Genomic DNA, 25831 nt, shown 5'->3' with positions numbered 1-25831 from the left:
TTGTGTAGGGGCGAAGCATCGCCCACGATGGAGCCTGAGGAATACGGACTATCTTGGCGGGCGATGCTTCGCCCCTACTCTCCTGATCGTCTATCATGAAGGACTCTCTCCATGAAAGGTCTTGTCCTCAGTGGCGGTAAAGGTACCCGCCTTCGACCGATTACCTATACCAGCGCCAAACAATTGGTACCTGTGGCCAACAAGCCCGTCCTCTTTCGTGTCATTGAAGCCATCCGCGACGCGGGGATTGATGATATTGGGATCGTGATTGGTGATACTGGCGATGAGATCCGCTCGGCGGTTGGTAGCGGTAAGCGCTGGGGGGTGCGTATCACCTACATCCCCCAAGATAGCCCCGCCGGGTTGGCCCACGCGGTCAAGATTAGCCGTGATTTCCTCGGTGATGAGCGCTTCGTCATGTTCCTGGGCGATAACTGCATCCAGGGTGGCATTAGCCCGCTCATTCAGCAGTTTGGCCAGAGCGATTTCAATGCCCAGATCGTGCTCAAACAGGTCGCCGACCCGCGCTCCTTTGGAGTGGCCGAACTCGACGATAATGGCCGCATTACCCGCTTGGTCGAGAAGCCGCGTGAGCCGCTCAGCGATTTGGCCCTGGTGGGGATCTATATGTTCGACCACCATATCTGGGAGGCGGTGAACGCCATTCAGCCCTCGCCGCGTGGCGAACTGGAGATCACCGACGCGATCCAGTGGTTGGTCAGCAATGGCTATCTGGTCTACCCCTATGTCCACGATGGCTGGTGGATTGACACCGGGAAGAAGGATGATATGCTCGAAGCCAACCGCCTCATCCTTGAGGAGATGAGTGGTTCGGTGCAGGGCTATGTGGATCGCGACTCGCAACTGATCGGCAAGGTGATTGTTGAGGCGGGAGCCGAGATTATCAATAGTACCATCCGTGGCCCGGCGATCATCGGCGAGAAGACGCGCATCCTCAACTCCTATGTCGGCCCCTTCACCTCGATCTACCACAACTGTGTGATTGAGGATAGCGAGATCGAGCATAGCATCATGCTCGAACATAGCGCCGTGCGTGGCCTGCCGCATCGCCTCGAAGATAGCCTGATCGGGCGCAATGTGGAGGTGGCGCGCAGCCCGCTCAAGCCCAAAGCCTACCGCTTGATGCTCGGCGATAATAGTATTGTTGGGGTCTTGTAGCGCCAACACGAGAAGGTGATCCGCCATGGCTGAACTCAAAGATAAACTCGTCCTCGTCGTTGATGACGAGCCGCGCATGATCAACTTCATGCGGCTCAACCTTGAGCTTGAGGGTATGCGCGTGGCAACCGCAGCGAATGGGCGCGAGGCGATAGATCGCGCCCGCGACGATATGCCCGATGTCATCCTGCTGGATGTGATGATGCCGGTGATGGACGGCTTTGAGGCGCTGCGCCGCCTGCGCCAGTTCTCGCAGGTGCCAATCCTCATGCTCACCGCCAAGGACGAAGAGGAAGATCGCGTGCGCGGCCTCGAACTGGGTGCCGATGACTATATCGGCAAGCCCTTCAGCCACCGCGAACTGATCAGCCGCATTCGCGCCGTGCTGCGCCGCCACTACACCGCCCCGCCGGTGCCGCAAACCCTGGTGCAGGTGGATGAGCGCCTCAGCATTGACTTCGCCCGCCGCGAGGTGCTCGTCTCCGGCGAACGGGTCAACCTGCGCCCCACTGAGTACCGCCTACTCTACCACCTCGTCCAGAACGCGGGCTACGTCCAAACCCACGAGATGCTGCTTACCAAGGTCTGGGGGCCAGAGTACCGCGAAGAGAGCCACTACCTGCGGCTCTACATCACCTACCTGCGCCAAAAGATCGAACTCGACCCATCCAGCCCCAAGTATATTCTCACCGAGCGCGGGGTGGGCTACCGCTTCGTGGATTTTAAGTAGAGACGCAAGGTATTGCGTCTCTACAACGTCTTCCAAAACACTCCCACCATCACCGCCCGCAACACACTACTCAGCACAAACAGGAACCCCATCCCCATGATCGGTACACTGCCGATCATCACCTGGGTATTGCTCAACAGCATGGCCAACATCCCCCCTAGCACCCCCGCCAGCAGCGTGCCAATGCCGGTAATCGCGCTGAACGCGGCCATTGACGCGCCTCGGTAGTTCTCCGGTGCGCGATCCATGAGCACGTTCACCAAACCCTGGTTGATCCCCGGCCAGAAGACCCCGGCAAAGATCGCGGTCAGCCAGAGCGGTAACACATACTCCGGGGTGGCAAAGACCCAGCCCCAGGGGAGCGGGAGGGTGCCGATCACACATGCCACCAGCACTCGCCGTGCGCCGTAGCGATCCTGGAGCCGCCCCATCAACGGGCCAAAGACGAGCGACACCGCGCTGGTGGCTATTGCCTGCACCGCTAAGAGCGAGAAACTCAGGTTGAGGACGCTTAGGCCATAGGCGTTGAAGAAGGGGCTGGCAATGCCGGTGGCGACGGCCCAGCCAAGGTTGGCCCATACATAGCTACGGAAGTGGCGATCCTGCAATGGCCCCACCAGCATATCGCGCAGGTTCACCTGTGGCTTGGGCGTAAGCGGCGGTTCGGCTTGGCGCTTGATCAGCGCGGCTGCCCCTAGCGCCGCCACTACCGCCACCCCAAAGATGATCGCATACCCCAGGCTCTCCTGTCCATGATCGCGGGTCAGATCGAGTGCCCAACCGGCCAGAAAGGTCGCCGCCATGGCCGCGATTGCCCCCACTGTGTTGCGCACCCCAAAGTAACTGCCGCGCCTATTGGCTGGAACGAGGTCGCTCATCCAACTCAGCCATGCGTTGCCCGCAATCCCGTTGAAGGCATAAGAGAAGGCCAAGCCAATAAAGAAGATCAGCAACTGGCTGCCGTTGAGGAAGGTGAGGAAGGGCAGCACCAGCAACAAAATCCAGATCAGCCGCCCCGCCAAGGCACCTTGCAACACCAGCTTGCGCCGATCACCCACCCGTTCTTCCAGGTAGGCACCCACAAACTGAAAGAGCTGCCCGATAAACGGCAATGCCCCAATCAACCCCAACTGAAAGCTGTTCGCCCCCAGCAGCAACGCAAACCCGCTCAGAAAGACACTCCCACCAATTGAGCCGGTGATGCTGATATGAATATTCGCCACCGCACTCTCCCAGAGCGAGATGCGCATCCCCTGGCGCACCTCGCCTGGGCTGAGCGGAGGGTGGCTGGCGCGGACGAGCGGTTTCGGTTGCACCTTGCGGCGCATACGTACTGCGGTATCCATGTATCGTTATTCCTGTATATGGGTTAGTCTGAAGGCAAACAAAATGCAGAGGCCCGAAGTCCTCTGCGACTACGTTCTGATCATAACAACTCTAGGCGTAGAATCAACTGTCTTAAGGCTGAGATCTGGCTTATGCCTAGCTGTTAAGCCTCCGTGCTATAATTGCTGGGTCATGTCTTGTCATCAACAGGGCGAGCAATATTTTTGTTTTTGGTGGTGTATGGCGGCGTATCCGCCATACACCACCAAAAACATCTGCGGGGGCGGCGCAGCCGTCCCCGCACCCCCACCAAGGGGGAAGTTGCTTCACGGCCTGTTATAACCAAGGAGATCCATTGATGCGGCACGTCCGCGCTCTGATGCTCGGTATTGCTCTGATCGCGCTGGTGGTATCCTGCGCCGGGTATCTCTTCCTGGGCGAACTCCGCGCTCCAGCGGCAACCCAGGGTGATCCGGTGGAGTTTACGGTTGCCTCCGGCGAAACCACCGCCGATATCGCTACACGCCTCAGCGCTGCCCAGCTCATTCGCCAACCTGCGCTCTTCACCCTCCTCGCTCGCCTACGCGGCCTTGATGGCCAGCTTCAGTCGGGGCGCTACATCCTCAGCCCGACCATGACGATGAGCGAGATTCTGATTGCGCTTCAGACCGGGCGCCTCGAAGAGTTTCAGGTCACCATCCCCGAAGGGCTGCGCCTCGAAGAGATTGCCGATCTGATCGCCCAAACCAAGGTGGTGAGTGCCGAGGAGTTTCTGCGTGTGGCTCGCGATGGTGAGCAGTTCCGTGATCAGTATTTTCTGCTCAGTAGTATGCCGCCCGGCGCGAGCCTTGAGGGCTATCTCTTTCCCGATACCTACCAGATTGCCCCCGATGCAACGCCCGAAGCGATCATCAACCGTATGCTCGACCGCTTTAGCGAGCAGTACAGCACGATTGAACGCAGCGTGCGCATACCGGGGGTCTCGGTGCATCAGGTGGTGACGATGGCCTCTATCGTGCAGCGCGAGGCGGCCCTGATGTCTGAGATGCCGACGATTAGCGCGGTCTTCTGGAACCGGATGAAGCCGGAGTATGCCGCCGATTTCGCTGGTGGTCAGTTGGGTGCCGATCCGACCGTGCAGTACGCGCTGGGCTATAGTGCCGAGGAGGGTCGCTGGTGGCGTAAAACCCTCACCTTCAGCGATTTACAGATTGATAGCCCCTACAACACCCGCCGCTATGCTGGGTTGCCGCCTGGCCCCATTGCCGCCCCCGGTATGGATGCGCTACTCGCGGCTGCCCAACCCGATGAAGCGGTACCCTACCTCTTCTTCGTGGCTAGTTGTGCCAAAGATGGCTCACACCAGTTTGCCCAGACCATTGAGGAGTTCCGTCGCTACGAGGCTGAGTACCTGAACTGTCAATAACCATGCAGATCATCCTCATTGGCGACCCCGTCGCCCACAGCCGCTCCCCGGCCATGCAGAACGCCGCGTTGGCCCACTTGGGGTTGCACCAGCACCACTACCGCGCCGTGCAGACCCCGCTGGCCGATCTGGCGGCGCGTGTCGCCGATCTGCGTGGCCCCGATTACTTGGGGGCGAATGTCACCCTGCCGCATAAGCAGGCGGTCATCCCCTACCTGGACGAACTCGAACCGACTGCCGCCCAGATCGGCGCGGTCAACACGATCTACAAGGATGCTGCCGGGCGCTTAATCGGGGCCAACACCGACGCCCCCGGCCTGCTCGGCGATCTGACCGAGGCGGGGCTGAAGCTCCACGGGCAACACGCCGTATTGCTGGGGGCCAGTGGAGCCGCCCGCGCCGCCGCCTTCGCCCTGGTGGGGGCCGGGTTATCCCACCTGACCATCGTCAACCGCAGTCTTGAGCGTGCCAGCGAACTGGTGTCCAGCCTGCATGCGGGATGTGCCGACCTCCCCGCGCTCCACGCCCTGGCGCTCAACGATTCCACGTTGCCCAGTCTCATTTCTTCTTGCCACCTGCTGATCAACGCCACCTCACTCGGCTGGCACGGCGACGAGACGCCCCTCGCCGATCCGCCGGTTGGTGCGCACACCGTCGTCTACGACATGGTCTACCGCCAAACCCGCCTGCTGCGCGAGGCATCCGCACGCGGCGCAACCACCCGCGACGGGGCGGGGATGCTGGTACACCAAGGGGCGCTCGCACTCACCCGCTGGGTCGGCCAGCCCGCGCCCTTGGCGGTGATGTGGGCGGCGTTTCGAGGATTGTAGGGGCGACGCATCGCCCGCCATGTGATCCGAACGCGGGATTGTAGGGGCGAAGCATCGCCCGCCATGTGATCCGAACGCGGGATTGTAGGGGCGACGCATCGCCCACCATGTGATCCGAACGCGGGATTGTAGGGGCGAAGCATCGCCCGCGATGTGGCAGGGGAACCCGAACAAGGTTGGTTGGCGATGCTTCGCCCCTACGGGATGATCGGGCAACCCGAACAAGTAGGGGCGAAGCATCGCCCGCGATGTGGCAGGGGAACCCGAACAAGGTTGGTTGGCGATGCTTCGCCCCTACGGGATGATCGGGCAACCCGAACAAGTAGGGGCGAAGCATCGCCCGCCATGTGGCAGGGGAACCCGAACAAGGTTGGTTGGCGATGCTTCGCCCCTACGGGATGATCGGGCAACCCGAACAAGATCCGAACGCGGGATTGTAGGGGCGAAGCATCGCCCGCCATGTGGCAGGGGAACCCAAACAAGGTTGGTTGGCGATGCTTCGCCCCTACGGGATGATCGGGCAACCCGAACAAGTAGGGGCGAAGCATCGCCCGCCATGTGGCAGGGGAACCCGAACAAGGTTGGTTGGCGATGCTTCGCCCCTACGGGATGATCGGGCTATTGCAACAGCATGGCCGCACCCGTCGTTTAATAGGGTGGTGCTACCATGCGCCTACAATACAGGCAATGGGTATCAACCCGCGAAGGTGTCTCTATGCTGACTTCGCTTGCTATCTTTATTCTCGGCCTCTTTCTCGGCACGTTCCTCAACGTGCTGATCATCCGTATCCCCCGCGAACGCACGCTGCTCGGTTGGCCACGCTGTACCCGTACTGGTGCCCCGCTGGCCTGGTGGCATCTGCTACCCCTGGTCGGCTGGCTGGCCCAGCGCGGGCGCGCCGCCGATGGCCGCCGCATCCACTGGATCTACCCGTTTGTCGAGATCCTCGCGGCCATCTCGTTGCTGCGCATCTATCAACTCCACGGGTTCGGCAGCGATTTCTTCTACCTGACCTTCATCTGCGCCGTGCTGATCCTCACCGGGGCCATAGACTGGATTCACCGCTGGATCTACACCTTCGTCATCCTCGGTGCGGCCCTGGTGGCGCTGATCGTTGGCCCGCTGGTGGGTATGGATTGGCGCAATGTCCTTCTCGGCGCACTGATCGGCGGGATCATGTTCCTGCTCCTCTTCGTGCTGGCCAAATTCATCTTCCCTGGCCACGCCGCGCCCTTTGGTCTCGGAGATGTCTATCTGGCGATCTTTATCGGTGCGGCAGTTGGGGTGATCAATCTGACCGCCGCGATCATTCCGGGCATGCTGATTGCCGGACTGGTCGCCGCCGGAATCATCATTGTGCGCCGTATGGGGCGGCCTACCCCCGACTATATCGCCTATGGTAGTTACCTCTGCCTGGGCGCACTCCTCTTCATTATTGGTGGTGGTTTGGCTGGTTAGCCAGTAGGAGTTTCTGTAATGAGCGACGATCTTACCGGGCGCACCATGGGCCGTTACCAAGTGCTAGAGCGCCTGGGCCGGGGGGGCATGGCCGAAGTCTACCGCGCCTACCAACCAACCCTGGATCGCTTTGTGGCCCTCAAGGTGATCTATCCGCACCTCGCCAGCGACCCCGATCTGCTCCAGCGCTTCGGGCGCGAGGCGCGGGCGGTTGCGGCGCTCCACCACCCCAATATTGTCCAAGTCCACGATTTTGATGTCCACGAGGGCACCGCCTTCATGGCCATGGAATTTGTCAGCGGCCCCACCCTCAAGGCCGCCATCCAAAGCCTGCACCGGCGTGGTAAGCTGCTGCCCATCCCCGTCGTTGGCCAGATCATCAGCCAACTCGCCGATGCGCTCGGCTATGCCCACGAGCAACACGTCATCCACCGCGATGTCAAGCCCGCTAACGTGCTCATCCGCCGCCGTGACCGCGCTGATGCTGCGCTGAGTGATGCGGATGTTGACGCGCTGCTACTCAATCTGACCCCCACCAGCGTCGTCCTGACCGACTTCGGCGTGGCGCGGATCGTCAAGGACTCGGTCGAGCATACCGCCGCTGGCACCATCCTGGGTTCGCCAGCCTATATGTCGCCCGAACAGGGCCGGGGTGAACGGGTTGATGCGCGTTCTGACATCTACTCATTGGGGATTGTGCTCTACGAGTTGCTGATCGGGCAGGTACCCTTCGATGCCGACACCCCCTTCGCCATCGTCATGAAGCACAGCACCGCCGCACTACCGCCACCGCGTAGCCTGCGCCCCGATCTGCCGATCAAGATCGAGCAAGTCTTACTTAAAGCCTTGGCCAAAGATCCTGCCCAGCGCTTTCAGGATGCTGCCGCCTTCGGGGCTGCGCTACGCGAGGCAACTGCAAGTTTGGCTAACCAAGCCCCCCAGAGTCTCGTCTCACTCCAGGCCGTCACCGACCCCGACGCCGTCTCGCGCTCGCGTGAGACCCGCGTCCTCGACATGACCAGCGCTGCGCCCACACCCGCGCCTGCACCACCCGTCGCTCCAGCCATCGCGGCCAAAAAGCGTTCGTGCCTGCGCAAATCCGCGATCATGATCGGCGTGCTGAGCACGTTAGCGGTACTTGTCCTCGGCGCCTTCATTGCCGGTGGCATGATGGTCTTTCGCGGACTCAACGAAGCTGGCGCGCTCGTCGTGCCGACCGAGTTGAGTGTAGATGCTACGGCTGCCGCCGCCGACGGGCACACCCTCCCGATCCCGCCGCGTAACACCCCACCGCCGCCCGATCCCAACGACCCACTGGCCAACGGGCTCCGCGCCTGCTCCGCGCCGGGCTGCCCCGACGGCAACCCCGACCAAGCGCTGCGCATCTATACCATGGCGATTGACCGCAACCCGGACAACCCCGCGCTGCTGGCCGCCCGCGCCCAACTCTATGTCTGGTGGGATGTCTACACCTATACCGAACAGGCCCGCGCCGACATTGAAGCCGCGCTGGCGCTCGATCCCCAACACGCCCCGGCCTATGTGGCGCGGGCCGAACTGATCGCAATGACCACCGAGGATGATCAGGCGCACCGCCAGGCATTGCAGGATCTTGAGCGAGCGATTGAACTCGATCCCAACCTGATGTCCGCCTACATCGCTCACGCCCGCCTACTCACCTCCGCCCCCGACTTCTACGACACCATCTCCAAGAGTCGTCAGCGGGTGATCAGCGACACCAGCACCGTCATTGCACAGGAACCGAACAACACGCTGGCCCTCAACCTGCGCGCCGAGGCCAACTACACCGAATCGCGCTACGACGAGGCGCTGGCTGACACCAACGCCGTCCTCAAGATCGATCCACGCAACTTCGAGGCCGTGTTGCGGCGGGGCCGCCTCAACCGCTATGTGTACCAGAACCCCGAAGCCGCGCTCGCCGATTTCGCAGCCGCGATAGCGCTTGACCCCGAACACACCGAGGCGCGTGAGGGCCACGCGGCCATGCTGATTCGCATGGGCAACTACGCACTTGCGCTGGAAGATGCCGAAGCGATGGTCAAGATCAGCGATGCTGATGTGGCCACCTCCACCTTCCGTGGCTTCATACTCCTACACCTGGATCGCCCTGACGAGGCGCTCCAAGACTTTAACCACGCCCTAGAGGCTGGTGCCGACAACATCGAGGCGATCTACGGGCGTGGCTTGGCCCTGCTGGCCCAACAGCAAGCCGAAGCGGCGCTTCCCGATCTCGAAGCCGCTCGTGAGCATCAGGATGGCCTGGGCTACATTGATGCACTCTTCAACCACGATCAACCCAGCGCCCAACTCAGCCTCGCCCGCGCCTACATGCTGCTGGAACGCCTGGAAGATGCCGCACCACTCATCAACACCAGCATCGAGCAAAGCCCCGACTGGTACCTCCCCTACCTGATCCGCGCCCGCTACCACCGCGCCACCGGCGACATGGCCGCAGCCCGTGAGGATCTGCGCCAAGCCATCGAGCATGCCCAGACCCCCGCCGAGCGCGCCGAGGTCGAGGCGGAACAGCGCCGCGAGCCGTAAAGGGGTATAGGTGGGGGCTGCTTTCGGTTAAGGATGGGCTTCGTTATAATAAAGCCCATCCGCCTCCTCCGCAGAGGACACAGAGGTACGCAGAGGGATGGGTTTTGATCTACCTGCGTGTACAAAGCACGCTATACCTCTGGTTCTTCCTCTGCGTCCTCTGCGGTCAACAACCAGGGCACAATACGACTACCGAATGGCTATGCGGTTCTACCCCACCCGCACCAACGCCCCCTGCTCACTCAGGCTCCAGCGCGTCCCATCAGTCGCCCGCACCCCCACGCTGCGCCAGCGGCTGGGCATGGGGCGCGGCAGTGCCAGCATACCTCCACTAGGCGTATCCATCAGCGTAAAGCTGAGTTGCGCACTCGCCGCCCCACTCACCTTGACATTGACCAACCAGCACCCATTCCACTCGCGATAGAAGTCATACACAACCTCAACCTCACCAACCATCTCGGTCAAGACATCACGGATCAACGTGCGTGCTATCGGTGCGCGGCGGCGCAGGTCGGTAAGGGGCGTGGGAAGAGGCTCTGACATGAGTTTCTCTCTATCCTAAGAATCGGAATGATCTACTTGATAAATACGTACTTCATACCCTGCATCATTAAAAAGTTGAATAAGCTCAAATTGTTCATACTCAAAGAGAGTATTATACCGAGTGATTTCATTTTTATATCGTTCTGGATCGAGATAAAATCTTCCGTACATGCCATGCCCAAATACGAGGTAGTCTATCTTTTGTTCGACATACCAATCAGGCTCATAATTAATCATCACACCAACAGGAACAACAAAGAATGTGTCAGGATTAACAAAAGGAGCATAGGCTTCTAGGGCAACCCTTGATCCAACAGGTACATGCTCTTCAATCCATGCCATAGAGGTTACACGACTGTCTGGCGTCGTTAATCGCACTCCCTCTTGATACGTTTTCATAATTGGCTGAAAGAGGCTTATTATTACTAAAGACGCAAACAAACCAATTACTATTCTATTACCCAGGAAATGCCGCCATATGTACACAATAAAAGACGCAGATAAGACAAACAGCATCGGAGTTAAAGGAAGAAGTGTACGATCATTACGCACAACAAATGAAATGATAAACACAAAATGTACTACCGGAAAAACAGATAAAAGAATGATATTTTTTGAGCGCGTATATAAACCACGCACAATCTCTAATAGTGCAAAGAGATAAATCAAAGCGGACGTTCCCCATGCATAGGTCAGATACCAAACAAGACTATTTCCCTCCATACCGGGATGCCCGGTTGCATAGTGATCAACCTCAAACAAGGTATCTTCAAGGAATTTTTTATAATCGAGTAACGCAAACGGAGTTGTTGCAAGAAAGGTGATAGGTGCAAGGAATAACGTATAGTATATACGAATATCTGTTATTCCCTTTTTAAATTCTGATCGCAAGAAATGCGCACAAATTGGAACAATAACTATGAGTACCCCTGGATACTTTGATGAAATAGTTAGCCCCGTGGCTACGCCTGCAATAATATAGTCAATCGTTTTGCCTTCTTCGTAGAGCCGCAGTGAAGCCCAAACCACAATAGTCATAAAGAATACTTGAAAAGCATTCTCGGTAATTTCGCGACTGAGCATCACATGCGTTGGAGAAACAGCCAAAAATAGAGCAGCCAGTAGTCCAACTGATGTTTTTTTACTGAGACGTTGACCAATACTAAAGATGAAAGGTATCGTTGCCGTAGAAAAAGCAACCGACAAAAGCCTTGCCATAAGAACGGATGTTGGGAGTGCAGAATAACCAACCCCCATAGTTAGTGTTATTGGGTATGATATGTCATTTGGATTTTTGAAAACACCTAAAATCTCTCCTAGTTTATAATAAGGAATATATAATAAGGCATTGAGATAGATAAAAAGAGTTGGCTTCTTAAAGTAGTGCGGGTTAAGATCTCCCGTCTTAAACATTTTCTGAGCGATTGAAATCTTATTACTCTCATCTGCATGGTAGAGCTGTGGTAATCCAAAATTCACCCCCCACACCCTAATTAAAGCTGCTAAGATCACGACGGAAAACACGAGCAGTACGGTTTTGTTAATCTTTTTCATTATGTAATCACCGTTATCTATAATATACTATGATACTTTTTCTTGATTAAAGCATCACGAATACCAGCATACAGGGTGTGTATTAGGTTGCATTATAGCATAAGGATACCCAGAGACTCGCCACCGCAGCCTAAGTAGAGACGGCATTGTAGTGTGAACCAAAAAACGGCTGCCGTGTGGCAGCCGTGCAAGAGGGGGGGAACCTGGTTAGCTTTGGGATGTCTGCAAGAGAGCTCTACCGCTAACCATGATCTATCTGTGGCCGATTGTACCAAAACGAGTTACACGCGAGATCAGCCTTGAGGCGGAGATGCTGAGGGGGAAAATCCCCACATGCCGTAATCTTCCGGGAAGCTTCAAGCTTCCCGGAAGATCGGGATACTACGGACTCAGCGGCCCCAGCAACGACGCACTCACCCACCCCACCACCCCCACCGCAGCCCGTTCGGCCACACATGGATTGGGGGCACTTATTACGCGCAGGCGGTACCAGCGCGCCCCGTTGGCCAGAGTCTGCTCCTCCAACACCTCCACCTGATCATTCACACACACCTGCCCAACCACCGTCTCAGGTGCCACCCGTGGCTCACTGCGCAGATTCCCGCCATTGATCACCGTTGCCCGGCCCAGAATAGGCTCGGCAGGCAGTGCCGGGGTCTCTGCAATCGCCGCCAAAGTAGGCGCGATAGTAGGTGTAGCTGCACGTGCAGTACGGGTAGCAATTGCCGCCGCAGTCGTCGTTTCAACCCTCCGCGATGCCGCCGCCGCCGTCTCTTGAGCCTGTTCACGCCCATAGTTCCAGGCAAAAAAACCAGCCCCACCCAAAATACCTAATGCCAGCATAATCAGCAGAATATTCGCCAATGTCTGAAGCGGGCCACCCCGGCGTGGAGCACCCGGACGAAAGTGGCGATCCCAATCGCGAGGATCTATTTTTGGTGGCACACGACCTCCTCAATCATTCACACGGCTGACCCAGCCGATAGGACAAGACCGGTTGGCGCTCGCCGGTGGGTGTAAACCCAAACCACCGGTAGAGTCGCTGGGCATGCGCATTATAGGCTTGTGTATTTAACGTAACCACCGTCGCTCCTTGACCAGCCGCGAACGAAACGACCGAGGCCAGCAGACGCACCCCGATCTGTACACCTTGGTGCCCCGGTTCCACCGCGATCCGCACCAGATGCAGCAAGCGCCCGGCGAAGTGGCTGGTCGCATAAGCATAGCCAACCACCTGGCCTTCCCATTCGGCGATCAGAAAGAGTGGCCCCTGAATAATTGCAGGAGCCAGAATCAGATCATCCTTCGTCCACTGCGGCTCAAAACAGGCGCGATCAATGCGCAACACCGCCTCAATATCTCCACTCAGGGCCGGGCGAATATGCACCGCTGGATTCCCCAGATCGGGGATGTGCAGATCGCGCTTCTCATACACTACCACATCGGTCTCTTGCGCATAGCCCTGTTGAAGCAACGCAGGGACAAGCCAAATATCACTCGCATCATCCCCGGCGTAATAGATCGTATCCAGGTTACGTTGGGCCAACATCGTATGCAGAAAGGGCAACAGCGCTTGCACCCCCGCGTGCAGATCAACCCCATCAGCCAGCGCCAAGCCCCGCAGCCAGCAGGTATGTTCGGCAGGCCAGTGGATCAAGACGACGCCCAACAACTCTTCACCAATACCCAAGACAGCCCCATAGCCTGCCGCCAGCAACCCCTCTAACTCAGATGCCGAGAAACCATAGTAGCGATAGTTGCCATCACGAAATAGCCGCGAGATCTTTGTAAGATCTTCGGCATGCACCATACGTGGGAGGGCACGGTTCAGATTGGGTGGTTTGCGAAAGAGCCACATAATCGTGGTATGATACCGCCGTGAGTACGGCATTGCATGGGTGAATGCTGGCTCTATTGTACCGCATGAGCATGCCGTAACACATGATCCGATCCTACGTTCAATCCCAACTCAGCCGCTTCTTTGGCCTGAATATCAGCCAAGTCGCCCCACTCCTCTATGTGGGGGGCGAATTTCGCGCCGATCAATGGCCACAACTTGCCGCGATGGGGATTCGTGCTGTCCTCAATCTCCAGGCCGAGCGAGTAGATCAGTTCCAGGGAACACCACCAGAACGCACTCTGCACTTGCTCATCCCGGATTTCCACCCGGCCACCTTCAGCCAATTTGATGCTGGCGTAGCCTTTATTGCCGCCGCGCACGCCGAAGGCATGCCGGTCTTTGTGCATTGCCATGCCGGGGTGGGGCGCGCCCCTTTAATGGCCGCCGCCTACTTAGTTGCGGTACACCATCTTTCAACCCGCAACGCACTCACCCTGATCCGCCGGGCGCGCCCGATTATCGCCCCCAATCCGCGTCAGGTGCTGCGGTTGCGCGAGTATGAGTTTCGTCTACGCTCATGAATAGCTTCACACGACTGCGTCCTTATCAGCACTGGATTGGCGCTGGCCTCTTTTTGCTCATGGGCCTACTGGCTTGGCTCATCAGCAATACGCTCCATGTGCAACCCAACCGTATTGGCGGAATGCGCGAATGGGGCGGAGCCTTGCTTGCCGCTATGTGGCTCTTCCTCCTACCCGGTTGGGCCATACTGCGCCTCTGGGATGGAGCGCAGCGCCTGACGCTGCCTGAGCAAGCCGGGTTGGCGGTGGGGCTTGGCCTCGCCATCTACCCCCTCTTCCTGCTCTTCACCGATCTGGTCGGGCTACACCTCGGCCCACTGAATGCGTGGCTGCCACCCCTGCTCGCACTTCCGCTCCTCGCATGGCAACTGAAGCAGCAACCCCTCACCCAACTCAGCGGCTGGCGGGCGCGTGAGCACGGCGGCAACCTGTGGCCCAACCTGGCCCTACTCATCGTGATCAGCGCCGTCGCTCTGGTTCGTTGCATCCCGGCTCATAGCATCAGCATCCCCTTCTGGGCCGATTCCGTACACCATACCATGATCACCCAACTGATCCTTGATCATGGCGGGCTTTTTAATTCGTGGCATCCCTATGCTGAACTCGAAACCCTCACCTACCACTTTGGGTTTCACAGTCAAGCGGCTGTATTCACATGGATCACCGGAGCCGAGACACCCCGCGCCGTGGTGCTCTTTGGTCAAATCGCCAATATTGCCGCCGTCTTTGCGCTCTACCCCTTTGCGCTACGGTTAGGCCAGACTCGTTGGGCGGGGGGGGCGGCCATCTTCTTAGCAGGGTTTATGGCGGCCATGCCCATGTACTATATCAACTGGGGCCGCTATACCCAGTTGGTTGGGCAAGTGATCATGCCGACGGCCCTGTACCTCGCATGGGAACTCCTCATCGTAGCCGAACGCCGCCCCAAGGCACTCATGCTGCTCAGCATCCTCAGCCTTGCCGGGATGCTGCTGACTCACTACCGCATTGCCATCTTTGCGGTCTGCTTCTTCCCCGCTTTTATTATTGTTGAGGGTGTGCGTTACCCATGGCGACAGTGGGTTGGGCGCGGGATGCTGTTAGGTGTCAGTAGCGGGTTGGTTGTACTGCCCTGGTTCCTGCGCATGCTGGAAGGCAACTTACTAGATATTGCCATAATGATCATCTCGGCGACAGCATCAACAGGGGGACGTTCTCCATCCATAGACGCAACCAATGCACTAGGTAATTATAGTTTCTTTCTACCACTCTTAATGTGGTATACCATACCAGTAAGCATCATTTGGGCACTCTGGAAGCGCAAGCATGCGATCAACCTCGTGGCTTTGTGGTGGGTATTTGTCACTATAATAGTCAACCCCCAATGGCTCCGCCTGCCCGGTGCAGCTATTCTCACCAACTTCGCCCTCTCAATAGCCGCCTATATACCGGCAGCATTACTGGCAGGCGTCAGTATTGGTTGGTTGGTCTATCGCTTGCGCCATCCGCTCCTGCAACTGCTCGTTGTATGCTGTATGCTTGGCGGCATATGGTGGGGATGGGACGCCCGATTCCAAGATGTTGGCGCTGAACCTACCAGTTATGTCACTGCGGCTGATATTGAGGCTGCCAATTGGATTGATGAAAACCTCCCTCCAGACGCACGCTTTTTAGTCAATGGGTATTATCTGAATGTAGTCTCGGTTATTGGCTCCGATGCCGGTTGGTGGTTACCCCTGCTGGCGCACCGAGAGGTCGTCTTACCACCGATGGTCTATGGTGCTGAACAGGGATCACGACCACAATATCAGGAATGGGTCAACCAAATTTATACTGCACTCTATACCCAAGGTATCAATGACCATCAGACCCTAGCGCTCTTACGCGAACGTGGGGTAACACATATCTATGTCGGCCAGCATCAAGGGACTATAGGGTATACTGGAACAAATCATGTCCTAGCACCAGATCTACTACGTAAAAACCCAGCATTACATCTGATCTATCATCAAGATAATGTCTGGATTTTTGAATTATTATCTAAATAAATAATAATATGCCTGCAAATCTGCACAACAAAGTAATTATTTGGAGGGTCTACTAGTGCGAATCAGTGTTGTTGGCCCGACCTACCCCTTTCGCGGTGGGATTGCACACTATACGACGCTGATGGTACGCCAGTTGCGTGCTAGCGGCTATGATACTCCGCTCTATTCGTTTACCCGCCAATATCCACGCTTACTCTACTCAGGGCGAACAGATCGCGATCCGAGTATGTCTCCTTTACGGGTAGATTGCGAATATATCCTCGACCCTATTGATCCGATCACGTGGTGGCGACTGTACCGTCGAGTACGTCATGATCGCCCCGACATCCTCATTTTGCAATGGTGGGTACCCTATTGGACGCCATGTCTGACCGCCATTGCAAGCATGATCAAGCGTAAAACCAATACCAAGATCATCTTTATCTGCCATAACGTGGTTCCCCACGATGGTGGTGGAACAATTGATCGTCGGTTGGCGCTAACCGTACTTCGGCGTGGTGATGCGATGATTGTACATAGCGAGGAAGACCGCCACCGCCTCCTCGCACTCTTGCCCCAAGCACGGGTCTTTAAGGCGCACCACCCAACCTATGCGGATCTTGCCCAACAGAGTCATGACAATCCGGCCCAGCTACGTCAGGGTCTTGGCTTACCCTCGGATGCGCATGTCATCCTCTTCTTCGGCTTTGTACGTCCATATAAAGGTTTGGAATTTCTGATCCATGCGCTGCATTTTGTACGCAAACATCTCAACGTGCATCTCTTGGTTGTGGGTGAGTTTTGGGTTAACCCCGACTTCTACCAACGCTACGCCGAGGAGTTTGGGGTCAGCGATATGATGACCGTCATCAATCGTTATGTGCCCAATGAGGAACTACGCCCCTTCTTTGATGCCGCTGATGTGGTTGTACTACCCTATATATCTGCAACCCAGAGTGGTGTCGTGCAGTTGGCCTTTGGTTTTGGAAAACCCGTCATCACCACCCGTGTTGGGGGTCTGTATGAGGTAGTTGAAGACGGGGTCAATGGGTTGGTGGTGCCTCCTCAGGATGAGCGTGCCCTCGCTGATGCGATTGTGCGCTATTTTCAGGAAGATCTAGGTTCCGGCTTTCGGGCTAATGTCTTGGCCAATGCTGTCCACAGCTTCTCGTGGCAGCAGTTGGTAGAGACGATCAAAGCGGCAGCCCATGAGTTAGGGGTAGAAGACTAGGCTATGCGCGTTACGATGCTTATTACCATGGGCATTGAACGCCCATCTGGGCGGCGTTATTTTCATCTTGCGCGTGGATTGGTACGCCAAGGCCACGCGGTACGCATCTTAGCACTGCATCCCGATCTGCCCAATTGCCCGCAGCGCCGCTTCATTCAAGATGGGGTTGAGGTCTGGTATGTGGGCCAGATGCATGCGCGTAAATCCGGCAGCCTACCCGAACGTTTTGGGCCACTCGCTCTGCTGCGTGTCGTAGTAACGGCAACGTTAGGGATGATCTGGGGCGTGATCTGTTCGCCTGCCGATGTCTATCATCTGGGTAAACCCCAACCGATCAATGGGATGGCGGCGTTGATCGCAGTCTCCCTGATTCGTCGCCAGCGCTTCTATGTGGATTGCGATGATGACGAAGTCTTAAGCAATCGCTTACCAGCCGCGTGGCAACGCGCCGTCTTTGGTTTCTGGCAATGGCTTTTACCTCGCCTTGCTGCTGGTGTTACGGTCAATACGCGCTATTTACAAGAAAGACTGCGCAAAGCCGGGGTTGATCCTATTGTGTTGGTACCCAATGGGGTTAACCTCGAACAATTTACCGTGCCACCACTAGTCCAGCGTGAAGCCCTTCGCGCAGCACTTGGATTGAGTGACCGCCGATTGGTCGCGTATGCTGGAACCCTCGCACTACAGAATCATCCTGTTGACCTCTTAATTCAGGCGTTTGGCGAGGTTGTACGTAGAATACCTACCGCTGCCCTCTTGATGATTGGTGGCGGTGAGGACCTTCCACTGCTCCAGCAACAGGTAGTGCAAGCTGATCTGCAAGATCTGGTATACTTTACCGGCGAGGTCTCACATCAGTCTGTGCCTACTCTATTGTCCATTGCAGACGTGAGTGTTGATCCTGTGTACGATAATAAGGTTGCTCAAGCACGTTCACCGCTCAAACTCGTGGAGAGTATGGCGCTTGGTATCCCAGTCATTACGGGTGATGTTGGTGATCGAGCAGATGTCTTACTCCATGGTGTGGCGGGAGTGCTGGTTCGACCTGGCGATGCGGCGGCATTGGCTGAGGCGATCATTGCTCTACTAACTGATTCACAGCGGCAACAAAGACTAAGCCGTGAGTCGTATATCCAGTCTCTCCACTATAGTTGGGAACGACTGGCAAAGATATGGGCAACAATCTATTCAACAAGGGCGCTATGAACGCACCGACTGTCGCGGCTCCATTGGTCTATCTGGTGATACTGAACTGGAATGGCTATGACGACACCCACGAATGTCTCGAATCACTACGTGGGTTAGCCTACCCGAATTGTCGGATCATTGTGGTTGACAATGCATCGAGCGACGATAGCCCGGATCGCATTGCGGCTGAGTATCCCGAAATTGAACTGGTGCGTTGCTCTCACAACCGTGGCATCGCTGGTGGCTACAACGCTGGTATTCAGGTAGCCCTCCAGCGCGGAGCCGATCATGTTGTCCCAATGAATAATGATCTGGAGTGTGACCCACTCTTTGTTACCCAGATGGTAGCAACCCAACAGCGTAACCCTGGCTGTGGCATGGTTATGCCCAAGATCTTCTACTATACAGATCGGGATCACATCTGTTCAGCGGGTGGCTATGCGCGCTGGATGCCCTCAAATATCGTCATGCGGGGGCGGAAACAGCGCGATAACCCCAGACTTGATATTGATACCGAAATCCAATTTGCCCCCAGCTACTGTCTGCTCTTCACCCGCGCCATGGCTGAACAGATCAGCTTTGATGAGGGCTACTTCTTCTACTACGATGATTGGGACATCTGCGTTGCCGCACGCAAGGCCGGTTTTCGCATCATCTACTCGGCCCAAGCTCGCCTCTGGCATAAAGTATCACGTAGCACCAAGAATAGCGCCATGGGACTGCGCTGGTGGAAGGTCTTTGGTCAGAGTTGTGTGCGCTATCACCGCAAACACCATGATCTTCGTACCTTCTATATCTACCTACTCTGGCTCATATTTCGTGAGACAGTGAAGGGTAATGTTCGAGTTTTTCCTAGCCTTTTTGCTGGTATCTATACTGCTCTCCGAGCCGATCTTAACGATGATCTCCGGCCAGAATGGGTAAAGTAGTCAAATTATCCCCGAAAAAACCTCTTTTTCCACTTCTGATTTGGCTATGATTTACTACGTCATATGTACATCTACCCGCCAGATTTATTGGGCCGTCTGATATGAATCAGGAAACATCAACAAATCTGGCCGAACGCATTCGCAGTCTCATTAGTCTATTACGTCATTATGTAGATAAACTTCTTCCATCAAGCATTCCACGTTGGTTTTGGTACCTCTTCCAGTGGGTAGCATTAGTGGTAGCTGCGATAGGGATCTATTATTCTTGGCAGAAATTTCCTCAGGATGTCCATATTGACCCCATCTACTTCAGCCTTGCCTTGGGGATCTATGTTATTTCCTTTGGGATGCATATACTTGGTTGGCATGCGCTTACGCGCATCTTCTTTGGTCATGTGACGTTACGTGTCAATATCGAAGCAATCGCAGGGAGTAATCTGGTCAAGTACCTGCCTACCATTGCTTGGTATATTGCCAACCGTTCCCACTTTTACCACGCACGTGGAGTTGCTCAAAAAACGGTGGTGGTTGCTTCACTGAGTGAATTAGCCCTGATGATCGGCTCAGGAGCAACGCTGCTCATCTCGCTATGGGTGAGTCACTGGGTGCCTCCATTTGTTGTGGTGATCGTGTTTGTGAGTGGGTTAAGTACCTTCATCTGGTTACTGGCACGCTATGCTGGTCATCGGAGTCTCAAAGAATTTGCCTATTGGCTTGTTGCACTCTTCTGGTATGGCACCTCATGGCCAATCGGAATATTGATCATGTGGTTCATTATGCGTGCGCTTGTTCCTATCAACTTTGATATGTGCTTGACTATCGCCCATATCTGGTTATTAGCGAGCTTAGCAAGTTATGCTATGAGCGTAACCTTGGGCGTATTTGGGATTATCCGCGAAATCACGTTCACCGTATTACTTGCTCAATATTGGCCAATTACGGTTGGTATTGCAGTGGCTATTATTGTCAAAGTGATTCTTACCTTTGGGCAGATCGGTTGTAGCCTCATCTTACTTGGAGCTATTCAGATCTATCGTCGCTTACGAACATACCAATACAAACCATCATGAATGATCTTATTGGTTTACTGCCTGCTGCTGGCCGAGGTTCACGGCTTGGCCCCATTCCATGCAGTAAAGAGATTATGCCGCTTGGCTTTCGCCCAACCCAAACCACATCCCTCGCATGGCATCCAGTGACTGCGATGGAACTACACCTCCATGCGCTGCGCCAAGCCGGTGCCCGTCGGGCAGTGGTGATTATTAGCGAGAGTAAGGCGGATATCGTGCGCTACATTGGCGATGGCTCCCGTTATGGGGTAGCAGTTGCTTATGTCTACCAACAACAATTGCAGGGATTGCCGTTCGCGCTGAGTCTTGCACGTGACTGGATTGGTTCGTCCACTACGCTCTTCTCGATGCCCGATACTCTCATTACTCCACCCGAAACCATGGCTCGTGTGAGCGCGTTTCATCAACGCCATGGGGTTGATGTGACGCTGGGGCTGTTTTCTACAACAACACCGCATAAATTCGGGATGGTGGAACAAGATGACCAAGGGCGTCTGGTCTATTTCATAGAGAAGCCCGCCCAGAGTAATTTGCATCTTATGTGGGGCATGGCGGCATGGTCGCCCAGATTTACCGAATTTCTTACCGCACACCTCGCCGATCAGCCGCCTCAAGATACTGAATATGTGATGAGTGGTGTCTTTAATGCAGCGCTGAAGGCAGGGCTTACTATTCAAGGCATTCCTCTACTAGAAGCACACTACCACGATATCGGAACGCCCGAAGATTTTCAGTCGGGTGTCTTGCGCCTAGCTCTTGAACAAGATTCTCGGTTTGATGATATGAGATAACCCTTTAGTATTAGTCGTCTTTTTGGCGTTCTGAAGCCAAATACTCCTTGTATGATTATATCCAAGGTGTTATTGAACTCCGGACGCAGTTTGCTATATTTGCTATAGTAGATACAAGGATCACCATCGGTTGTTGGATTAGTAGTCATTGAGGAGTCGTAGGCTATGCTAAAACGCATAATCATTCCGTTGATCGTTTTTACCCTCCTGTTAGGCACCTTGGCTTTGCGTCCGAATGCAGTACTCGCACAACGTGATACCACAGCCATTCCTGGTGTCTGGACAAACGCCGTTCTCATTCGCAATACCTCTGAAACTGCTGCCGCAGGGGTACGAATTGATTTCTATCAAGGGAGCAGCCTTGTTCTGTCCTACCCTGCACCTTCGGCCCCGGCATTGAATATTGACGCCAATGGCTTGCTCAATGTCTTCATCCCGGATTTGTCCCAACTCGGTCGTGGTCAGTACTCAGCAGTTGTGAGTAGCAATCAGAAGGTTGCGGTATCGGTGCAAATCTCTTCAGTGGATCAAATAACTGCTCCCTGGACGGCCTTCGCCTATGAGGGGGTTGATGCGGCGAATACCGCCCAGAAGCTCTTCTTCCCCGCCGCGATGAAGAGTTTCTATGGCTTCTTCTCTGAGGTGGTCATCCAGAATACCAGTGCAACGACTGCGACAACCCTTACCGCCGACTTCTACTCAGCTACTGGGACAAAACTCAATCTTATACCAATCCAACTTGGGACACTGGCCGCCAATGGTACCAAGACCTATGCAACGAGCGATGCGCTCTTCACGAGTTTGCCCAGTGGGCCTACTGGCTCGTTTGGTATGGTGGTCAATTCGAGTGCTACCAACATTGCTGGTATTGCTAATGTCTGGCGTACCACGCCCACCAATATGAGCGCCAGCTATAATGCCTTCATCAGCGGTAGCCGCACAGCCTATGCACCCAACCTGATGAACCGTTTCTATGGCTTTGGCTCGGCCCTCTCGATCCAGAATGTGGATCAAACCGATACTGCCGTAGGTACCGTGACCTACTCCGGTGGCGGGATTGAACGTTTCAGTCTTGCACCCAATGCCTCGATTATGTTTCTTCAGTTCAATCGTAACACGACCGAAGGTCAGACAATTCCTTCCGGTAATGTTAATGGTACGTTCTCAGCCAAGATTGAGGTTACATCTACCGGCGGAAGCATTGTGGCTGTAGTTGGCTATAGCCGCTCCCCAGAATTGAATGGTGGCGCAATCCTCGGCGACTACGCCTACTACAACTGCCCCTCACAGCCCACACCTAAGGTGATTGTTCCGAGTGTGATGAGCAACTTCTACGGCTTCTTTACCAACATTTCGGTACAGAATACGGGCGATCCTACGTACATTCAGCTTACCTATCAAGATGGTAAGACATGGCGCACTCCAGCACCGATCCCAACCAATGGTATCGCAAACTTTAATCACCTAGCGAAGAATCCCAATAATCCTTTCGGGAGTGTACGAACAAGCACGGCGGCTATTGCCAGTGCAGTTGATGTGAATGGTAATCCTACCACGTCGCCCCTCGTAGTACTGGTTCAGCATAATACTGACCCCAGTGTTCTAGGGTATAAAGGTAGAATACCAGGAGATTACCTGCATGTCTTTAGTGGTACACCGATGCAGTGATATTGCTCGTGACCTAGTCGTGTAATAGAGAATGGGTATGCAATTATCTCTTAAGAGATTGCATACCCATTTTGATTGAAAGGTGAAGATACGATGCTTTTCTCCTATCGGCGATCTATGATCGTTTTGCTACTGCTGTTATTGACAGCATGTAGCGCCGCTCCTCGTCCATCAGATTTACCCTATCAGGTAACTCCCATTGTCGTAACTCCAGATCACTCTGGCTATCCCTCTCCCACTGATTCTGGTGAACCGTATCCCGGGCCTACCTTAACTGCCTCGCCTTTTGGTCGCTCAGTTAGTGTTGCAAATAGTCTTGCTGCGGCTCAAACGGCAGTTGCTCAATCATTTAATCCTGAGGCTAAACTCTATGCAGTTGTGCCTTCGCAGATCATGTTGCGGAATATCGGATCACCACCGGTTGTGTCTGGGTGGTTCTTTAAGTTTAAGGTTGAAGGTACCTCCCGCGAGTTCTATGTCCAAGTTATTGATGGACAGGTTTCGGGAACTACCGAAGCTGAACCGGTTGTTCCGACGATACCGCAGGAGCTACCCATTGATATGGCGCTCGTCCAAGTGACCAGTGACCAGGTCTTTGCACGCTTTCTTGAAAAGGCACCAGCTCTGGGCCTCACTGTGAGTGATCCTACCTCCTACGATCTCGAATTGGTGCATCTCGAAGGGAAGTCCAACCCGATCTGGAGTGTGGTTGATCCGACAACCCTTGTGTGGCTCTATTCGCTTGATGCAAATACTGGCGAAGAAGTACCGAATCCACGGAGTTAAGCAAATAAATAAGGTTACGCTCATTCGAGCGTAACCTTGTCTGTCTGTCTGTCGTACCTCGCTACTTCCTCGCTACTATCAGTTGATTACAGCCAAATTCAAATTGACGGTACATCACTACCTCTAGTCCGGCATCCTGGCACATGTGGCGCAGATGGTTTTGATTCAGGCGGCTCTTATGGTCTTCCGCAGCTTCTTTGTAGAAGAGACCGAGTCGCGCACCCATCGCGTGAACCGTATGCCCCAGTGGCGTTGGTGTCGTCGCAACCAAGTACCCACCCGGTGCTAGTGCTGGTTCGAGGGCTGTGATCAATTGCGCAGGGTTGGCGAGATGTTCCAGTAGCGCAATGAGTAAAATCGTTTGAACAGGTTGCTCATATACATGGGCCGGTATATTTCCTCCCTCTAAGTTGCATATATGAAACTCATGGTGGGGAAAATATTCACGCCCCATGTTTAGCATAGGTTCATTGATGTCTAGGCCAATATAGCGCTCAACAGGTGGGATCGTTCTGAGTAAATACGCATTCCCACAACCAACATCCAGCATATTCTGCGAAAGAAATGGCTGGATGATCTTGTACCGACGATCACGGATATATGGTGAGAGCAGTGGAGGAATCATAATGTTAGTTCTGACTATGTCTGTCACTTTGATCAGGATATGACGCTACTTATAGTATACCATGTCTCGTTCATTCGTATCTCATCTGTATGGTGAAATGTATGTCGTAAATATTGCCTTATATCCGCTCATAATTCCGAAGGAATCCTCACTGATTATGTAAAAATCCGATCCAAGCAGGGTGGTTCTTGAAGAAATAACGACAAATTCTGGCACATCAACGCTGATCCAAACATCATTCATCTGGTTATACTCGAATATACTCTTGTTGACAGGATCGAGGACAAGAATCATACTGATTGCACTCACTACTCCAGTGTTTGCTATCGGAGATGGCAACGGTGCCTTCATCTGCCAACGCATTTCGCCCTCAGTCGGGTTCAACTCCAGCGTCTCCCTTAACCCCACCGCCCCGTCACTCCCGCCCACCACGTAGATCTGCCCCGCCACCACCGTCGCCCCCGCATCTTGGCGCGGGCTAGGTAGGGCTGTTCCCTCACTCCATGTGTCGCGCTGCGGGTCATAGATATAGACCTCGCTGCGCACCCGGTTTCCGTCCCATCCGCCAATCAGGTAGAGTTGCCCCTCCCACGCCACCAGTGCGTAGTTGCTGCGTGGGGCAGGTAGGGTCGCCCCGCTGTGCCAGCGCTGCTCACGCGGGTCAAAGATCTCCAGGATGTCACGTACTTGGCCAGTGGCATCAATCCCCCCCGGTACGTAGATCTTACCGCGTAATACCGCCGCCCCAATGTGGCTCACCGCCGTCGGCTTGTCGGTGAGCGAAACCCAGAGGTTGTTCTCCGGGTCAAAGCGATCAATCGCCGCACTTGGTTGGCCATCAATGCTGCCCCCGATCACATAGAGTTTGCGATCTAGATCATAGGCGGTGATTGCAAAGGCAGCGCGGGGTTGCGGCATGGGTGCCCGGCTAAACCAGCGCTGGTTGGGGTCGCTGCTCGGCACGGGGATGGGTGTCGGCGCGGCGGCAAGCGGTTCCGCTAGGCTGGGGTTGGCCCAGATGATGAGTCCGCCGACAACCAGGAGCAGCAGTACCGCCACCCCAACAAGCCGTAGCCACGGGGGCTGTGCTGGTGTGATTGTGGGTTGGAGGGCTTCAGGTGGATCGCTCTGGGCGAGCGCGGTAGCTGGTTCCGCTGGTTCCGCTGCTGGGGTAGGAGCGGGTGGGCGAGTCTCTTCGATAACCTCGGCCACCGGTGCAGCATCACTACTTGCGCTACTCGGCGCAAAACGTTCTGGCGTCACCAAGCCATGGTTGATCGCATAGATGGTCGCTTCGGTACGCGACATAACCCCAGTTTTGCTGAAGATGTTGCGTACATGCACCTTGACCGTATTGATGCTGATGTTGAGTTGTTGCGCGATCTGCTGGTTACTCGCGCCGGTGGCAACTAACTTCAGGATCTCGCGCTCACGTTCGCTGATGGGGCTTTCGTTGGTCATACTGGTAGAGTCTCTGCGTCTGCGTCTGCGCCGCAGCCGGATC

General features: G+C 55.3%; 22 protein-coding genes. 15 read left to right on the top strand and 7 right to left on the bottom strand.

Features of this window, described 5'->3' with window-relative positions; genetic code table 11:
- Window positions 1-111: 111 nt before the first annotated feature.
- Both EKD03_RS07630 and EKD03_RS07625 read left to right on the top strand, forming a co-directional pair.
- Window positions 112-1179 (top strand): glucose-1-phosphate thymidylyltransferase, encoded by a 1068-nt coding sequence (locus tag EKD03_RS07630; protein ID WP_129629227.1) that lies wholly within the window; start codon window positions 112-114, stop codon window positions 1177-1179.
- A 25-nt stretch (window positions 1180-1204) separates the two neighbouring features.
- Window positions 1205-1909: a response regulator transcription factor gene (locus tag EKD03_RS07625; protein ID WP_129629225.1), complete on the top strand. Its 705-nt coding sequence runs from the start codon at window positions 1205-1207 to the stop codon at window positions 1907-1909.
- Window positions 1910-1929: 20 nt separating this feature from the next.
- On the opposite strand, the gene EKD03_RS07620 is transcribed toward EKD03_RS07625, so the two are convergent.
- Entirely contained in the window at window positions 1930-3255 is a 1326-nt protein-coding gene (locus tag EKD03_RS07620) for an MFS transporter (protein ID WP_129629223.1), read from the bottom strand.
- Window positions 3256-3593: 338 nt separating this feature from the next.
- On the opposite strand from EKD03_RS07620, the gene mltG reads away from it, so the two are divergent.
- From mltG to EKD03_RS07600, 4 genes are all read left to right on the top strand, one after another.
- On the top strand, window positions 3594-4661 hold the full coding sequence (gene mltG, locus EKD03_RS07615; RefSeq protein ID WP_129629221.1) for an endolytic transglycosylase MltG: 1068 nt from the start codon (window positions 3594-3596) through the stop codon (window positions 4659-4661).
- Window positions 4662-4663: 2 nt separating this feature from the next.
- Window positions 4664-5491, top strand: a complete 828-nt coding sequence (gene aroE / locus EKD03_RS07610; RefSeq protein ID WP_129629219.1) for a shikimate dehydrogenase — start codon at window positions 4664-4666, stop codon at window positions 5489-5491.
- A 715-nt stretch (window positions 5492-6206) separates the two neighbouring features.
- Window positions 6207-6950: a prepilin peptidase gene (locus EKD03_RS07605; RefSeq protein WP_129629217.1), complete on the top strand. Its 744-nt coding sequence runs from the start codon at window positions 6207-6209 to the stop codon at window positions 6948-6950.
- Between the two features lie 18 nt (window positions 6951-6968).
- Window positions 6969-9515, top strand: a complete 2547-nt coding sequence (locus tag EKD03_RS07600) for a protein kinase domain-containing protein (protein ID WP_129629215.1) — start codon at window positions 6969-6971, stop codon at window positions 9513-9515.
- Window positions 9516-9725: 210 nt separating this feature from the next.
- Here EKD03_RS07600 and EKD03_RS07595 read toward each other — a convergent pair whose 3' ends face one another.
- From EKD03_RS07595 to EKD03_RS07580, 4 genes are all read right to left on the bottom strand, one after another.
- Window positions 9726-10058 (bottom strand): hypothetical protein, encoded by a 333-nt coding sequence (locus tag EKD03_RS07595; RefSeq protein ID WP_129629213.1) that lies wholly within the window; start codon window positions 10056-10058, stop codon window positions 9726-9728.
- Window positions 10059-10073: 15 nt separating this feature from the next.
- Window positions 10074-11612: an ArnT family glycosyltransferase gene (locus EKD03_RS07590; protein WP_129629211.1), complete on the bottom strand. Its 1539-nt coding sequence runs from the start codon at window positions 11610-11612 to the stop codon at window positions 10074-10076.
- Between the two features lie 381 nt (window positions 11613-11993).
- On the bottom strand, window positions 11994-12557 hold the full coding sequence (locus EKD03_RS07585) for an SH3 domain-containing protein (protein WP_129629209.1): 564 nt from the start codon (window positions 12555-12557) through the stop codon (window positions 11994-11996).
- Between the two features lie 13 nt (window positions 12558-12570).
- Entirely contained in the window at window positions 12571-13470 is a 900-nt protein-coding gene (locus EKD03_RS07580; RefSeq protein ID WP_129629207.1) for a GNAT family N-acetyltransferase, read from the bottom strand.
- 83 nt (window positions 13471-13553) lie between these two features.
- Between EKD03_RS07580 and EKD03_RS07575 the strand changes: the two genes are divergently transcribed.
- The 9 genes from EKD03_RS07575 to EKD03_RS07535 all read left to right on the top strand — a co-directional run bounded on the left by EKD03_RS07575 (window position 13554) and on the right by EKD03_RS07535 (window position 23702).
- On the top strand, window positions 13554-14033 hold the full coding sequence (locus EKD03_RS07575) for a dual specificity protein phosphatase family protein (RefSeq protein WP_129629205.1): 480 nt from the start codon (window positions 13554-13556) through the stop codon (window positions 14031-14033).
- The gene (locus EKD03_RS07570) at window positions 14030-16060 is read left to right on the top strand and encodes a hypothetical protein (RefSeq protein WP_129629203.1); all 2031 of its coding nucleotides are present in this window, start codon (window positions 14030-14032) and stop codon (window positions 16058-16060) included. Before EKD03_RS07575 ends, EKD03_RS07570 begins: the two co-directional genes overlap by 4 nt.
- 55 nt (window positions 16061-16115) lie before the next feature.
- Window positions 16116-17270, top strand: a complete 1155-nt coding sequence (locus EKD03_RS07565; protein WP_129629201.1) for a glycosyltransferase — start codon at window positions 16116-16118, stop codon at window positions 17268-17270.
- Between the two features lie 3 nt (window positions 17271-17273).
- The gene (locus EKD03_RS07560) at window positions 17274-18476 is read left to right on the top strand and encodes a glycosyltransferase family 4 protein (protein WP_238613434.1); all 1203 of its coding nucleotides are present in this window, start codon (window positions 17274-17276) and stop codon (window positions 18474-18476) included.
- Window positions 18473-19387 carry a glycosyltransferase family 2 protein gene (locus tag EKD03_RS07555; RefSeq protein WP_161569210.1) on the top strand — a complete coding sequence of 305 codons (915 nt, stop codon included), beginning with the start codon at window positions 18473-18475 and terminating at the stop codon, window positions 19385-19387. Before EKD03_RS07560 ends, EKD03_RS07555 begins: the two co-directional genes overlap by 4 nt.
- A gap of 101 nt (window positions 19388-19488) precedes the next feature.
- Window positions 19489-20457 (top strand): hypothetical protein, encoded by a 969-nt coding sequence (locus EKD03_RS07550; RefSeq protein WP_129629197.1) that lies wholly within the window; start codon window positions 19489-19491, stop codon window positions 20455-20457.
- Entirely contained in the window at window positions 20454-21248 is a 795-nt protein-coding gene (locus tag EKD03_RS07545) for a nucleotidyltransferase family protein (RefSeq protein WP_129629195.1), read from the top strand. The genes EKD03_RS07550 and EKD03_RS07545 overlap by 4 nt, the downstream gene beginning before the upstream one ends.
- A gap of 165 nt (window positions 21249-21413) precedes the next feature.
- Window positions 21414-22916, top strand: a complete 1503-nt coding sequence (locus tag EKD03_RS07540) for a hypothetical protein (RefSeq protein WP_129629193.1) — start codon at window positions 21414-21416, stop codon at window positions 22914-22916.
- A gap of 423 nt (window positions 22917-23339) precedes the next feature.
- On the top strand, window positions 23340-23702 hold the full coding sequence (locus EKD03_RS07535; protein ID WP_129629191.1) for a hypothetical protein: 363 nt from the start codon (window positions 23340-23342) through the stop codon (window positions 23700-23702).
- A 61-nt stretch (window positions 23703-23763) separates the two neighbouring features.
- Here the strand turns inward: EKD03_RS07535 and EKD03_RS07530 are convergent, their stop codons facing one another.
- Together EKD03_RS07530 and EKD03_RS07525 are read right to left on the bottom strand one after the other, a co-directional pair.
- Window positions 23764-24327, bottom strand: a complete 564-nt coding sequence (locus EKD03_RS07530; protein WP_129629189.1) for a class I SAM-dependent methyltransferase — start codon at window positions 24325-24327, stop codon at window positions 23764-23766.
- Window positions 24328-24408: 81 nt separating this feature from the next.
- The gene (locus EKD03_RS07525; protein WP_129629187.1) at window positions 24409-25788 is read right to left on the bottom strand and encodes a Kelch repeat-containing protein; all 1380 of its coding nucleotides are present in this window, start codon (window positions 25786-25788) and stop codon (window positions 24409-24411) included.
- Between the last annotated feature and the right edge of the window lie 43 nt (window positions 25789-25831).

This window comes from Candidatus Oscillochloris fontis (genome assembly GCF_004138135.1).
Classification (GTDB): Bacteria; Chloroflexota; Chloroflexia; order Chloroflexales; family Chloroflexaceae; genus Oscillochloris; species Oscillochloris fontis.
This window is presented reverse-complemented; position numbering and strand designations above follow the sequence as displayed.

Coding starts and splice junctions, on each gene's coding strand:
- EKD03_RS07630 (WP_129629227.1), top strand. CDS start 112: ATGAAAGGTCTTGTCCTCAGTGGCGGTAAAGGTACCCGCCTTCGACCG.
- EKD03_RS07625 (WP_129629225.1), top strand. CDS start 1,205: ATGGCTGAACTCAAAGATAAACTCGTCCTCGTCGTTGATGACGAGCCG.
- EKD03_RS07620 (WP_129629223.1), bottom strand. CDS start 3,255: ATGGATACCGCAGTACGTATGCGCCGCAAGGTGCAACCGAAACCGCTC.
- mltG (WP_129629221.1), top strand. CDS start 3,594: ATGCGGCACGTCCGCGCTCTGATGCTCGGTATTGCTCTGATCGCGCTG.
- aroE (WP_129629219.1), top strand. CDS start 4,664: ATGCAGATCATCCTCATTGGCGACCCCGTCGCCCACAGCCGCTCCCCG.
- EKD03_RS07605 (WP_129629217.1), top strand. CDS start 6,207: ATGCTGACTTCGCTTGCTATCTTTATTCTCGGCCTCTTTCTCGGCACG.
- EKD03_RS07600 (WP_129629215.1), top strand. CDS start 6,969: ATGAGCGACGATCTTACCGGGCGCACCATGGGCCGTTACCAAGTGCTA.
- EKD03_RS07595 (WP_129629213.1), bottom strand. CDS start 10,058: ATGTCAGAGCCTCTTCCCACGCCCCTTACCGACCTGCGCCGCCGCGCA.
- EKD03_RS07590 (WP_129629211.1), bottom strand. CDS start 11,612: ATGAAAAAGATTAACAAAACCGTACTGCTCGTGTTTTCCGTCGTGATC.
- EKD03_RS07580 (WP_129629207.1), bottom strand. CDS start 13,470: ATGTGGCTCTTTCGCAAACCACCCAATCTGAACCGTGCCCTCCCACGT.
- EKD03_RS07575 (WP_129629205.1), top strand. CDS start 13,554: ATGATCCGATCCTACGTTCAATCCCAACTCAGCCGCTTCTTTGGCCTG.
- EKD03_RS07570 (WP_129629203.1), top strand. CDS start 14,030: ATGAATAGCTTCACACGACTGCGTCCTTATCAGCACTGGATTGGCGCT.
- EKD03_RS07560 (WP_238613434.1), top strand. CDS start 17,274: ATGCGCGTTACGATGCTTATTACCATGGGCATTGAACGCCCATCTGGG.
- EKD03_RS07555 (WP_161569210.1), top strand. CDS start 18,473: ATGAACGCACCGACTGTCGCGGCTCCATTGGTCTATCTGGTGATACTG.
- EKD03_RS07550 (WP_129629197.1), top strand. CDS start 19,489: ATGAATCAGGAAACATCAACAAATCTGGCCGAACGCATTCGCAGTCTC.
- EKD03_RS07545 (WP_129629195.1), top strand. CDS start 20,454: ATGAATGATCTTATTGGTTTACTGCCTGCTGCTGGCCGAGGTTCACGG.
- EKD03_RS07540 (WP_129629193.1), top strand. CDS start 21,414: ATGCTAAAACGCATAATCATTCCGTTGATCGTTTTTACCCTCCTGTTA.
- EKD03_RS07530 (WP_129629189.1), bottom strand. CDS start 24,327: ATGATTCCTCCACTGCTCTCACCATATATCCGTGATCGTCGGTACAAG.
- EKD03_RS07525 (WP_129629187.1), bottom strand. CDS start 25,788: ATGACCAACGAAAGCCCCATCAGCGAACGTGAGCGCGAGATCCTGAAG.